We start from the raw sequence: 12,040 nt of genomic DNA on the forward strand, positions 1-12,040 counted from the left end.
CCCTTTTCTGTTAACCGCGTGCGGCGGCGATCTTGATCAGCTTGGCGTAGTAGAAACCGTCGTGCCCGCCTTCCTGGGCCAGCAGCTGGCGGCCGTGTGGCTGGCGGATGCCGGCGTCGGTAGCCAGGTCCAGCTCGCGGGCACCGGGGGTGCGGTCGAGGAAGGCCGCGATCACCTCGGTGTTCTCCGTGGGCAGGGTCGAGCAGGTGGCATAGAGCAGCATGCCGCCCACTTCCAGGGTCGGCCACAGGGCATCGAGCAGTTCGCCCTGGAGGCTGGCGAGGGCGGCGATATCGTCGGCCTGGCGGGTCAGCTTGATATCCGGGTGACGGCGGATCACCCCGGTAGCCGAGCAGGGCGCGTCCAGCAGGATGCGCTGGAAGCCCTTGCCGTCCCACCAGCTGGCGGTGTCGCGGGCGTCGCAGGCGATCAGCTGGGCGTCGAGGCCGAGGCGGTCGAGGTTTTCGCGCACGCGAGTCAGGCGCTTGGCTTCGAGGTCGATAGCGACTACACCGGCCAGTTTTTCTTCGGCTTCGAGCAGGTGGCAGGTCTTGCCGCCGGGGGCGCAGCAGGCGTCCAGCACCCGTTGGCCGGGAGCCAGTTCGAGCAGGTCGGCGGCCAGTTGCGCCGCTTCGTCCTGCACGCTGATCCAGCCCTGGTCGAAACCGGGCAGGTTGCGCACGTCGCAGGCTTCGGCGAGGACGATGCCGTCGCTGCTGAACCGGCACGGTGCGGCCTCGATACCGGCGTCACGCAGCAAGCCGAGGTAGGCGTCGCGGTGGTGGTGGCGGCGGTTGACCCGCAGGATCATCGGCGGATGAGCGTTGTTGGCGGCGCAGATGGCTTCCCATTGCTCCGCCCAGAAGGCCTTGAGCGATTTCTGCAGCCAGCGCGGGTGGGCGGTGCGCACCACCGGGTCGCGCTCCAGCTCGGCGAAGATGGCCTGCCCTTCGCGTTGTGCACGGCGTAACACGGCGTTGAGCAGGCCCTTGGCCCACGGCTTCTTCAGTTTGTCGGCGCAGCCCACGGTTTCGCCGATGGCAGCATGTTCCGGGACGCGGGTGTAGAACAGCTGGTACAGGCCGACCAGCATCAGCGCATTCACATCAGCGTCGGCGCTCTTGAATGGCTTCTGCAGCAGGCGCTCGGCCAGTGCCGACAACCGCGGCTGCCAGCGTGCAGTGCCGAAGGCGAGGTCCTGGACCAGGCCGCGGTCACGGGCCTCGACCTTGTCCAGTTGCGCTGGCAGCGAACTGTTCAGCGAGGCCTTGCCGCTGAGCACGGCGGCCAGGGCGCGGGCGGCAGCCAGACGCGGGTTCATTGGCCGAGCACCGTGCCGCTGGCGAATTTCTCGCGGCGGCTGTTGAACAGATCGCTGAAGTTCAGGGCCTTGCCACCGGGCAATTGCAGGCGGGTCAGGCACAGCGCGCCTTGCCCGCAGGCGACGATCAGGCCGTCCTTGCTCGCCGAGAGGATTTCACCCGGGGCGCCCTTGCCCTCGGCGGGCTTGGCGGCGAGCACTTTCAGGGTTTCGCCGTCGAGGGTGCTGTGGCAGATCGGCCAAGGGTTGAAGGCGCGGACCAGGCGTTCCAGTTCGTCGGCCGGACGGCTCCAGTCCAGGCGCGCTTCGTCCTTGTTCAGCTTGTGTGCATAAGTGGCCAGGGCGTCATCCTGCACTTCGCCCGGCAGGGTGCCGGCATCGAGCCCGGCAATGGCCTCCAGTACGGCGGGCGGGCCGAGTTCGGCAAGGCGGTCATGCAGGCTGCCGCCGGTGTCCTCGGGGCTGATCGGGGTACTCACCTTGAGCAGCATCGGCCCGGTATCCAGCCCGGCTTCCATGCGCATCACGGTCACGCCGCTTTCGGCGTCGCCCGCCTGTACCGCGCGCTGGATCGGCGCCGCGCCGCGCCAGCGCGGCAACAAGGAGGCGTGGCTGTTGATGCAGCCGTGTCTGGGAATATCCAGCACCACCTGCGGCAGGATCAGGCCGTAGGCCACCACCACCATCAGGTCGGGCTTCAGTGCGGCCAGTTCGGCCTGGGCGTCGGCATTGCGCAGGGTCGGCGGTTGCAGCACCGGGATAGCGTTATCCACAGCCAGTTGCTTGACCGGGCTCGGCATCAGTTTCTGTCCGCGCCCGGCCGGGCGGTCCGGCTGGGTATAGACGGCAATGATTTCGTGCTGGCTGGCCAGCAGGGCCTTGAGGTGTTCGGCGGCGAACTCGGGGGTGCCCGCGAAGACGATGCGCATGCAGTTCTCGCTTAAAAGAAAAAGGCTTGCCGGAGCAAGCCTTCAGGAATGAGGAGGATCAAGCTTGCTGGCGGTGCTGCTTTTCCAGCTTCTTCTTGATGCGGTCGCGTTTGAGCGTCGACAGGTAATCGACGAACAGCTTGCCGTTGAGGTGGTCGCACTCGTGCTGGATGCACACGGCCAGCAGGCCTTCGGCGATCAGCTCGTAGGGTTTGCCGTCGCGGTCCAGGGCCTTGACCCGGACTTGCAGGGGACGGTCGACGTTCTCGTAGAACCCGGGGACCGACAGGCAGCCTTCCTGGTACTGGCCCATGTCCTGGGTCAGCTCTTCCAGCTCGGGGTTGATGAACACCCGCGGCTCGCTGCGATCTTCACTGAGGTCCATGACCACCACACGCTTGTGCACGTTGACCTGGGTAGCGGCCAGGCCGATGCCGGGGGCGTCGTACATGGTTTCGAACATGTCATCCACCAACTGGCGGATGGCGTCGTCCACTTCCGTCACCGGTTTGGCGATGGTGCGAAGGCGCGGGTCCGGGAATTCGAGGATGTTCAGAATGGCCATAGGCGTATGAGCTGCACTGTGCGGTGGGTGACAAACATGAACGCACATAATAAAGGGATTCAGCGCGTTCGGCACCTGTGAAAAGGTCGGCTAGGGTTGAATTGCCGGCTTTCGATGAAAGTTTTCAAAGCATTATCAACAGAGTTATCCACAGGTTGTGAAGTGTGGGCGGCTCACCAAAGATCAAGGATGGTCTTATGTCTTGCGCTGAATTTACCGTCTGTCCCCCTGCCGAGCTGGAAGCGCGATTGCGTTTACAGCGGCTGCCCGAGATCGGCGCACAACGCTTCTGCAAATTGATTCAGGTGTTCGGCAGTGCTTCGGCCGCGCTCAGTGCGCCGGCAGCGGCCTGGTCGGCGCTGGGTCTGCCGCGGGCAGCCCACGAAGCGCGGCGCTGTGCCGAAGTGCGTGACGGCGCTGGCGCTGCAATGCGCTGGCTAGAGCAGCCCGGCCAGCATTTACTGATGTGGGACGACCCCGGCTACCCCGCCCTGCTTGCGGAAATCCCGGATCCGCCGCCGCTTCTGTTCGTCGCTGGAAACCTCGCCCTTGTGGATAAACCTCAACTGGCAGTCATCGGCAGTCGACGCGCTACTCCACCTGCGCTGGGCACTGCAGCGGCCTTTTCCCGCAGCCTGGCCAAGGCTGGTTTTGTCATCACCAGCGGGCTCGCACTGGGTATCGACGGGGCCGCGCACCAGGCCGCCATCGACGCCGGCGGTGCGACGATCGGCGTGCTAGGCAGCGGGCTGGAAAAACTTTATCCACAGCGCCATCGCGCGTTGGCACGGCGCATGCTGGAGAGCGGTAGCGCCCTGGTTTCGGAGTTTCCACTGGATGCCGGTCCGCAGCCTGGCAACTTCCCTCGGCGCAACCGCATCATCAGTGGCTTGTCCCTCGGCGTGCTGGTGGTGGAAGCGAGCCTGGCCAGTGGCTCGCTGATCACCGCCCGTCTGGCGGCGGAACAGGGGCGCGAGGTATTTGCCATTCCCGGCTCTATCCATCACCCCGGGGCCAAGGGCTGCCATCAGCTGATTCGCGATGGCGCGTTGCTGGTGGAAAGCATCGAGCAGATCCTCGAAAGCCTGCGTGGCTGGCAGAATCTTTCGCCAGCGCCCGTGGACAAGCCGCCTCACCCTCTTGTCGCACTCTTGCTTGCCGCGCCGCAGACCAGCGAAGCCCTGGCCCAGGCCAGTGGCCAGAGCCTGGCCAAGGTGCTGGCGGCATTGACCGACCTGGAGCTGGACGGCCGGGTGTGCAATGAAGCCGGGCGTTGGTTTGCCCGCCCTGGCTAAGTACACTGCGCAGCAGCCTACAAGCGGAGTGACAGAAATGGTGAACAGTTGGCGTGCGCAACAAGCCGCGCGGGAAATCCGGGCCGGAGCGGTCATCGCCTATCCGACCGAAGCGGTCTGGGGCCTGGGCTGTGACCCATGGAACGAGGAGGCGGTGGATCGCCTGCTGGCGCTGAAATCGCGTTCGGTGAACAAGGGCCTGATCCTGATCGCCGACAACATCCGTCAGTTCGACTTCCTGTTCGAAGACTTCCCCGATGTCTGGATCGACCGCATGAGCGCTACCTGGCCCGGGCCGAACACCTGGCTGGTGCCGCATCAGGGCTTGCTGCCGGAATGGATCACCGGGGTGCATGACACGGTGGCGCTGCGGGTCAGTGATCATCCGCTGGTGCGGGACCTGTGCTCGCTGACAGGGCCGCTGGTCTCGACATCGGCCAACCCGGCAGGACGCCCGGCGGCAAAGAGCCGGTTGCGGGTCGAGCAGTATTTCCATGGCCAGCTGGACCTGGTGCTGGGTGGAGCGCTGGGCGGCAGGAAGAATCCGAGCGTGATTCGCGACCTGGCCAGTGGCGAGGTGGTTCGGGCCGGGTGATGTTTGCTGCGGCTGATGCCCCTATCGCTGCGGTGCGGCGGTCCGACAAGCCAGCTCCCACAGGCCCCTTGTGGGAGCTGGCTTGCCAGCGATGAGGCCATCAGCTGCACCACAAAAAATCAGGGAATCAGCACGGTCGACCCCACCGTCTTCCTCGCCGACAGCTCACTTTGCGCTTTCGCCGCGTCCGCCAGCGGATACCGCTGCTGGATATCCACCTTCAGCTTGCCACTGGCAATCATCCCGAACAGCTCGTTGGCCATCGCCTGGGTGTTCTCGGCGTTGTTGGCGTAGCTGGCCAGCGTCGGACGGGTCACGTACAGCGAGCCCTTTTGCGCCAGTATCCCCAGGTTCACGCCGGTTACGGCGCCCGAGGCGTTGCCGAAGCTGACCATCAACCCACGCGGTGCCAGGCAATCCAGCGAGGTCAGCCAGGTGTCCTGGCCGACGCCGTCGTACACCACCTTGCATTTCTTGCCATCCGTCAGTTCCAGGACCCGCTTCGCTACGTCTTCATGGCTGTAGTCGATGGTCGCCCAGGCACCCAGGGCCTTGGCGCGCTCGGCCTTTTCCGCCGAGCTCACGGTACCGATCAGCTTCGCGCCAATCGCCTTGGCCCACTGGCAGGCCAGTGAACCGACGCCGCCGGCTGCGGCATGGAACAGGATGATCTCGCCCGGCTGCACGTCATAGGTCTGGCGCAGCAGGTACTGCACGGTCAGGCCCTTGAGCAACACCGCTGCGGCGTCCTCGAAGCTGATGCTCTGCGGCAACGCCACCAGGTTGTTCGCCGGCAGCTCATGCAGTTCGCTATAGGCGCCCAGCGGACCACCGGCATAAGCCACGCGATCACCCACCTTGAAGCGGCTCACGCCCTCGCCCACCGCCTCGACCACCCCGGCACCTTCGGTACCCAGGCCCGACGGCAGGCTCGGCGGAGCGTACAGGCCGCTGCGGAAATAGGTATCGATGAAATTCAGACCGATGGCGTGGTTACGCACGAGGACATTGCCCGCTGCGGGCGCCTTGGGCTCGAATTCGACCAGGGTCAGTACCTCGGGGCCGCCATGCTGGTTGAACTGGATACGCTTGGCCATCTGCTCTCTCCTGAGACGTCGGGAAAGGGCCTATCGGACGCCTTTTGCTTGACCGCCGTCAACTACGGCGGGCACATGCACGGTGGTATGCTACGCGGCGAATTTTCCGCCGGATCCCGCCCGGGCCGGCCCAAGCCCGCTTCAAGGTGACCTGATGACTAGCCGCACCGAGGCCGTGAAAGCCTACCTGCTCGACCTGCAAGACCGGATTTGCGCTGCCCTGGAAAACGAAGACGGCGGTGCCCGCTTCGTCGAGGACGCCTGGACCCGCGAAGCCGGTGGCGGCGGGCGCACCCGGGTGATCGGCGATGGCAAGGTCATCGAGAAAGGCGGCGTCAACTTCTCCCATGTGTTCGGCAGCGGCCTGCCACCTTCTGCCAGCGCCCACCGTCCGGAACTGGCCGGCCGTGGCTTCGAAGCCCTCGGCGTGTCGCTGGTGATCCATCCGCACAACCCGCATGTGCCGACTTCCCACGCCAACGTGCGCTTCTTCATAGCCGAGAAGGAAGGCGAAGAAGCCGTCTGGTGGTTCGGCGGCGGCTTCGACCTGACCCCGTACTACGGCAACGAGGAAGACTGCGTGCACTGGCACCGCGTCGCCGAGCAGGCCTGCGCGCCGTTCGGTGCAGACGTCTACCCGCGCTACAAGGCCTGGTGCGACCGCTATTTCCACCTCAAGCACCGTGGCGAGCCGCGCGGCATCGGCGGCCTGTTCTTCGACGACCTGAACGAATGGGACTTCGACACCTGCTTCGCCTTCATCCGCGCCATCGGCGACGCCTATATCGACGCCTACCTGCCGATCGTCCAGCGCCGCAAGCACGATGCGTATACCGCCGAGCAGCGCGAATTCCAGGAGTACCGTCGCGGCCGATACGTCGAGTTCAACCTGGTCTACGACCGCGGCACCCTGTTCGGCCTGCAGTCCGGCGGGCGTACCGAATCCATCCTCATGTCGCTGCCGCCGCAGGTGCGCTGGGGCTACGACTGGAGGCCGGCGCCGGGCAGTGCCGAGGCGCGCCTGACCGAGTATTTCCTCACCGATCGTGACTGGCTGGGTCTGGACAACAGCGGGCACTGAGCCCATTGTGCACACCCGTTTGCCCGGTCGCCGGGCCTGATTCAGGAAGCGCATGAATGGACCAGTACGTTGTATTCGGCAATCCCATCGGCCACAGCAAGTCGCCGCTGATTCATCGGTTGTTCGCCGCCCAGACCGGTGAAGAACTCGAATACGACACCCTGCTGGCCCCGCTCGACGACTTTACCGCCTGCGCCCTGGGTTTCTTCAAGCAAGGCCTGGGCGCCAACGTCACCGTGCCGTTCAAGGAAGAAGCCTTCCGCATGGTCGACAGCCTGACGCCACGGGCCAGGCGCGCTGGCGCGGTCAATACCCTCAGCCGCCAGGCCGACGGCAGCCTGCAGGGCGACAATACCGACGGCGCCGGGCTGGTGCGTGACCTGACGGTCAACGCCGGGGTCGAACTGGCCGGCAAGCGCATCCTCCTGCTCGGTGCCGGCGGTGCTGTGCGTGGCGTGCTCGAACCCCTGCTGGCGCACAATCCGGCGTCGCTGGTGATCGCCAACCGCACGGTGGAAAAGGCCGAGCAACTGGCCCGCGAATTCGCCGACCTCGGTCCGGTCGCGGCCAGTGGTTTCAGCTGGCTGAAGGAGCCGGTGGACCTGATCATCAACGCCACCTCGGCCAGCCTCGCCGGCGAACTGCCGCCGATCGACCCGGGCCTGATCCTGCCAGGGCACACCGTGTGCTACGACATGATGTACGGCAAGGAGCCGACGCCATTCTGCGTCTGGGCGCACGAACATGGCGCGGTGCAGGTGCTGGATGGCTTGGGGATGCTGGCGGAGCAGGCGGCGGAAGCATTCTTCATCTGGCGCGGAGTGCGCCCGGATACTGCGCCGGTGCTGGCGGAACTGCGGCGGCAACTGGCGCGGGCTTGACCAGACCTGCCTCGGCCCTTGCAGGAGCGTGGCTTGTCGGTCCGCCGAACCGCCGCGAAGGGCCGCTAAACCCCAATTTTCCAGCGAAGCGTTACTCCTCGAACCTGATCGGACACCCCTCCACCCCTTCCAGCTTCTGTAGTTCCTCCACCACCTGCGGCCGTGCCCGGCGCAAGACCAGTTGCCTGCCCTGTCGTCGCAAGCGCCGCGCTTCCTGATGCAGCATCTCCACTCCGGAGTAGTCGATGAAGTTGATCTGCCGTGCATCGATGACCACGTCTGACGCCTGGCAGCGCTGCAGGCGGACCTGAAGGTAATGGCTGGCGCCGAAGAAGATCGAGCCGCCGACGCGCAGCACGTCCGCGTCGCCTTCACGCAGCTGCTGCACCCGTGGCTGCGAGGTGCGCTTGAGGTAGAAGAACAGCGAGGCCAGCACGCCGGCGTAGATGGCCGTTTGCAGTTCCAGCAGCAGGGTGGCAAGGAAGGTGAGCGTCATGACCACGAATTCCGGCCGGCTGACCCGGTACAGCGCGCGAATCGCACGGTGATCGACCAGGCCCCAGCAGATCAGCAGGATGCTGCCGGCCATGGCCGGGATCGGGATATGCGCGATCAGTTGCGCACCGGCCACGGCGAACAGTGCCACCCAAAGTGCCGAGAACACCCCTGCCAGCGGAGACCGGGCGCCAGCGTCATAGCTCAGGCCGGAGCGGGTGAACGATCCCGAGGACAAGTACCCCGAGAACCAGGCGCCAACCATGTTCGACAGGCCTTGGGCACGAATCTCCTGGTTGGCGTCGATCAGTTGCTCTGAACGGATCGACAGCGAACGGGCGATGGACAGGCTGGTAACCAGCCCCAGCATGCCCACCGCCACGGCGCCGGGCAGCAGGCGCAGGATCATTTCCAGATCCCACAGCGGCAGTGGGCTGAGCGGCGGCAGCTTGCCGGCGAAAGCCGGTACCAGGGCGACGTGGCCGAACACCGCCGGCCAGGCCAGTACCAGTAGCGTGGACGCCAGCAAACTTATCAACAGGGCTGGCCAGCGCGGGCGCAGAAGCTTGATGCCCAATCCGGTGAGCATCGTGCCAAGTCCCAATGCCAGTGACGGGCCATCGATCTCGCCCACATGGGCCAGCAAGCTTTGCAGCGCGCGCAGCGCCGTGGCCTGGCTTTCCAGGTCGAGGCCCAGCAGGCTCGGCAGCTGGCCGAGGGCGATCACCACGGCGGCGCCACAGGTAAAGCCGATCACCACTGAATGCGAGACGAAGTTGACCAATGCACCGAAGCGCAGCAGGCCCAGCAACCACTGGAACACGCCGCCAAGGAAAGTCAGGAGCAGGATCAGGGTGATGTAGTCGCTGCTGCCGGGCACGGCCATCGGGCTAACGGCAGCGTAGAGGACGATGGAGATGGCTGCCGTCGGGCCGCAGATCAGGTGCCAGGAAGAGCCCCACAGGCAGGCGACCAGCACCGGTACGATGGCGGCGTACAGTCCGTATTCGGCGGGCAGGCCGGCGATCAACGCATAGGCGATGGATTGCGGCAGTGCCAGGATCGCGCCGCTCAGGCCCACCAGCAGGTCGCGGCGGATGCTGCTGCGGTTTTGCCGGGGCAGCCAGCGCAGGAAGGGTAGGAGTCGGTGGCGGTCGGGCCAGGCCATGGGGCGCTCATTCTCCGATGGAAGCCGTTCAGGGTGGAGGTTCCGGCTTGCCGGTGCAAGCCGGGGCGACTCAGAGTTTCGCTTTCACCGCAGCCAGGGCGTCACCGCCGTCGCGGGTCGTGACGCCTTGCAACCAGCCATCCAGCGCGCCCGGATTGGCGCGGATCCAGGCCTTGGCCGCGTCCTCGTAGCTGACCTTGCTTTCCACCACGCTGGCCATGATGGTGTTTTCCATGTCCAGGCTGAAGTTCAGGTTGGCCAGCAGTTTCGCCGGGTTCGGGCAGGCTTGTGCATAACCCTTGCGGGTCAGGGTGTAGACGCTGCCGCTGCTGCCGAACCACTTCTCACCCCCGGTGAGATAACGCATCTTCAATTGCACGTTCATCGGGTGCGGGGTCCAGCCGAGGAAGACAATCGGCTTCTCGCGCTTAACGGCCCGCTGTACCTGCGCCAGCATCGCCTGCTCGCTGGATTCCACCAGCTTCCAGCCGCCGAGATTGAACTCGTTCTTGTCGATGATCGATTGCAACGAGAGGTTGGCCGGGGCGCCGGAGCCGATGCCGTAGAGTTTGCTGTCGAACTCGCCGGCGCGCTTGTGCAGATCGGCAAAGTCCTTCACGCCGGACGCCCAGACGTACTCCGGCACGGCCAGGGTGAACTCGGTACCTTCGAGGTTTCGCGCCAGTCGGTTGACCTCGCCGCTGGCGACGAACTTGTCATGAAAGCCCTGCTGCGCCGGCATCCAGTTGCCGAGGAAGGCATCCACCAGCCCGTCCTTGAGCCCGCCATAGATGATCGGCACCGCCAGTGCATCGACCTTGACCTGGTAGCCCGCGCCTTCCAGCAGCACCCGGGCCACGGCGTTGGTGGCAGCGATATCGCTCCAGCCCGGGTCGGCCATCTTCACTGTGTCGCACTTGCTGTCGTCGGCCTGCACGGCACCGGCAACGAGGGTACATACAACCGCGATAACGCTTGTGGATAACCCTTTCATGCTCAGTCCTCGGATGGTTAATGGCTTGGTTGTGGATAACGTGCCTTGCGTTCGAGATCGTCGAGATCGATGTGGTTGCGCATGTACTGCTGGCTGGCGTCGACCATGGGCTGGTGGTCCCAGCTCTTGAGCCTGCCGCTGGACAGCGCACCCGCCACGAAGCGGCGACGACGCTGGCTGGCCAGGACCTGCTCGCGCAGTTGAGGGATATTCCAGCGCTGGCGCGCTTCCTCGAGGAAGGCAGCGACCCGCTCGGCCTGCTGCGGATGGGTGGCCAGGTTGTCGAGTTCGCGCGGGTCCCGGTCGAGGTTGTAGAGCAGGCAGGGATCGTCTTCGCTGTAGATGAATTTCCACGGCCCGCGGCGGATCATCATCAGCGGACCGATGGTGCCCTCGGCCATGTATTCACCGATTACCTCGTCATGACCGCCGTCACCTTGCAAATGGCCGAGCAGCGAACGCCCATCCATTGGCAAATTGTCTTCGACCCGGCCGCCGGCCAGCTCGACCAACGTCGGCAGCAGGTCACAGGTAGACACCGAGGCACCGACCCGGCCCGGCGCAAATTGCCCCGGGGCGTGCACCAGCAGCGGCACCCGGGCGGACATCTCGAACCAGTGCATCTTGTACCAGAGCCCGCGCTCGCCAAGCATGTCGCCGTGGTCGCCGGAGAAAACGATCAGGGTGTCCTTGGCCAGGCCGGTTTCCTCGAGGGTCGCCAGCAGCTTGCCGATATTGGCGTCGATATAGCTGCAGGCGCCGAAATAGGCGCGTCGGGCGTCGCGGATCTTCTCCACCGGCAGCGGCTTGTCCCACAGGTCGTAGACCTTGAGCAGGCGCCGGGAATGCGGGTCGAGCTGGTCCTGGGTGAACGGCACGTGGGGCATCGGGATGGCGTCGTCGCTGTAGAGGTCCCAGAACGCCTTGGGAATGGTGTACGGGTCGTGGGGATGGGTCATGGACACCGTCAGGCAGAACGGCCGTTCGCCGCTTTCACGCACGTGGTCGTAGAGGTATTGCTGCGCCTTGAACACTACCTCCTCGTCGAAGTCCAGCTGGTTGGTGCGCACGCAAGGCCCGGCCTGCAGCACCGAGGACATGTTGTGGTACCAGCTTGGGCGATGCTCCGGAGCGTCCCAGTTCACGCTCCAGCCGTAGTCCGCCGGGTAGATATCGCTGGTCAGGCGCTCCTCGTAGCCGTGCAACTGGTCCGGGCCGCAGAAGTGCATCTTGCCCGACAACGCGGTGCGGTAGCCGAGGCGGCGCAGGTAGTGAGCGTAGGTGGGAATGTCGGCAGGGAAATCGGCCGCGTTGTCGTAGGCGCCGATCTTGCTCGGCAACTGGCCGCTGACCAGGGTGAAACGCGACGGCGCACATAGCGGGCTGTTGCAGTAGGCCGAATCGAATACCACCGCTTCGGCGGCCAGGCGCTCCAGGTTGGGCATCTTGATCGGCGATGGCCCGTAGATTGGCAGCAGCGGCGCTGCCATCTGGTCGGCCATGATGAAAAGAATGTTCCGGGCGTTCATAGGTCACGGCATTCCATGGTCAGGAGTTATGGGAAGCAGCTGGAATCCAGAGTGCGGCTGTGCATAACTTGGGTAAAGCCCATGCCGGGC

11 protein-coding genes are annotated in these 12,040 nt (G+C 65.2%); 4 read left to right on the forward strand and 7 right to left on the reverse strand.

The features are described from left to right. Positions 1-10 precede the first annotated feature (10 nt). From rsmB to def, 3 genes are read right to left on the reverse strand one after another with little or no spacing between them, the layout of a single operon-like run. The gene (gene rsmB, locus ACPFMA_RS00085) at positions 11-1,321 is read right to left on the reverse strand and encodes a 16S rRNA (cytosine(967)-C(5))-methyltransferase RsmB (protein WP_425929478.1); all 1,311 of its coding nucleotides are present in this window, start codon (positions 1,319-1,321) and stop codon (positions 11-13) included. Then, positions 1,318-2,250, reverse strand: coding sequence for a methionyl-tRNA formyltransferase (gene fmt / locus ACPFMA_RS00090; protein WP_425929479.1), 933 nt, complete (start codon positions 2,248-2,250; stop codon positions 1,318-1,320). Before fmt ends, rsmB begins: the two co-directional genes overlap by 4 nt. A 58-nt stretch (positions 2,251-2,308) precedes the next feature. Next, positions 2,309-2,815, reverse strand: a complete 507-nt coding sequence (def, locus tag ACPFMA_RS00095) for a peptide deformylase (RefSeq protein ID WP_009401839.1) — start codon at positions 2,813-2,815, stop codon at positions 2,309-2,311. Between the two features lie 197 nt (positions 2,816-3,012). Between def and dprA the strand changes: the two genes are divergently transcribed. Then, a complete protein-coding gene (gene dprA, locus ACPFMA_RS00100; RefSeq protein WP_425929480.1) occupies positions 3,013-4,110 on the forward strand; it encodes a DNA-processing protein DprA in 1,098 nt (365 codons plus the stop codon). 37 nt (positions 4,111-4,147) lie between these two features. Next, entirely contained in the window at positions 4,148-4,705 is a 558-nt protein-coding gene (locus tag ACPFMA_RS00105; protein ID WP_064302142.1) for an L-threonylcarbamoyladenylate synthase, read from the forward strand. Between the two features lie 119 nt (positions 4,706-4,824). Here the strand turns inward: ACPFMA_RS00105 and ACPFMA_RS00110 are convergent, their stop codons facing one another. Then, the gene (locus ACPFMA_RS00110; RefSeq protein ID WP_425929481.1) at positions 4,825-5,802 is read right to left on the reverse strand and encodes an NADPH:quinone reductase; all 978 of its coding nucleotides are present in this window, start codon (positions 5,800-5,802) and stop codon (positions 4,825-4,827) included. Positions 5,803-5,956: 154 nt separating this feature from the next. Here ACPFMA_RS00110 and hemF point away from each other — a divergent pair, with 154 nt between their 5' ends. Beyond that, positions 5,957-6,883 (forward strand): oxygen-dependent coproporphyrinogen oxidase, encoded by a 927-nt coding sequence (gene hemF, locus ACPFMA_RS00115; protein WP_425929482.1) that lies wholly within the window; start codon positions 5,957-5,959, stop codon positions 6,881-6,883. Between the two features lie 56 nt (positions 6,884-6,939). Further along, positions 6,940-7,764, forward strand: coding sequence for a shikimate dehydrogenase (aroE, locus tag ACPFMA_RS00120; protein ID WP_425929483.1), 825 nt, complete (start codon positions 6,940-6,942; stop codon positions 7,762-7,764). Between the two features lie 91 nt (positions 7,765-7,855). Here aroE and ACPFMA_RS00125 read toward each other — a convergent pair whose 3' ends face one another. The 3 genes from ACPFMA_RS00125 to betC form a co-directional block, all read right to left on the reverse strand. Beyond that, positions 7,856-9,427, reverse strand: a complete 1,572-nt coding sequence (locus tag ACPFMA_RS00125; protein WP_420058505.1) for a SulP family inorganic anion transporter — start codon at positions 9,425-9,427, stop codon at positions 7,856-7,858. A gap of 70 nt (positions 9,428-9,497) precedes the next feature. Beyond that, complete coding sequence (gene choX / locus ACPFMA_RS00130; protein ID WP_425929484.1) at positions 9,498-10,421, reverse strand: choline ABC transporter substrate-binding protein; 924 nt, start codon at positions 10,419-10,421, stop codon at positions 9,498-9,500. A 17-nt stretch (positions 10,422-10,438) separates the two neighbouring features. After that, a complete protein-coding gene (gene betC, locus ACPFMA_RS00135; protein ID WP_425929485.1) occupies positions 10,439-11,950 on the reverse strand; it encodes a choline-sulfatase in 1,512 nt (503 codons plus the stop codon). Between the last annotated feature and the right edge of the window lie 90 nt (positions 11,951-12,040).

This window comes from Pseudomonas sp. NyZ201 (assembly GCF_049860765.1).
Taxonomy (GTDB): domain Bacteria; phylum Pseudomonadota; class Gammaproteobacteria; order Pseudomonadales; family Pseudomonadaceae; genus Aquipseudomonas; species Aquipseudomonas bharatica.

Coding starts and splice junctions, on each gene's coding strand:
- rsmB (WP_425929478.1), bottom strand. CDS start 1,321: ATGAACCCGCGTCTGGCTGCCGCCCGCGCCCTGGCCGCCGTGCTCAGC.
- fmt (WP_425929479.1), bottom strand. CDS start 2,250: ATGCGCATCGTCTTCGCGGGCACCCCCGAGTTCGCCGCCGAACACCTC.
- def (WP_009401839.1), bottom strand. CDS start 2,815: ATGGCCATTCTGAACATCCTCGAATTCCCGGACCCGCGCCTTCGCACC.
- dprA (WP_425929480.1), top strand. CDS start 3,013: ATGTCTTGCGCTGAATTTACCGTCTGTCCCCCTGCCGAGCTGGAAGCG.
- ACPFMA_RS00105 (WP_064302142.1), top strand. CDS start 4,148: ATGGTGAACAGTTGGCGTGCGCAACAAGCCGCGCGGGAAATCCGGGCC.
- ACPFMA_RS00110 (WP_425929481.1), bottom strand. CDS start 5,802: ATGGCCAAGCGTATCCAGTTCAACCAGCATGGCGGCCCCGAGGTACTG.
- hemF (WP_425929482.1), top strand. CDS start 5,957: ATGACTAGCCGCACCGAGGCCGTGAAAGCCTACCTGCTCGACCTGCAA.
- aroE (WP_425929483.1), top strand. CDS start 6,940: ATGGACCAGTACGTTGTATTCGGCAATCCCATCGGCCACAGCAAGTCG.
- ACPFMA_RS00125 (WP_420058505.1), bottom strand. CDS start 9,427: ATGGCCTGGCCCGACCGCCACCGACTCCTACCCTTCCTGCGCTGGCTG.
- choX (WP_425929484.1), bottom strand. CDS start 10,421: ATGAAAGGGTTATCCACAAGCGTTATCGCGGTTGTATGTACCCTCGTT.
- betC (WP_425929485.1), bottom strand. CDS start 11,950: ATGAACGCCCGGAACATTCTTTTCATCATGGCCGACCAGATGGCAGCG.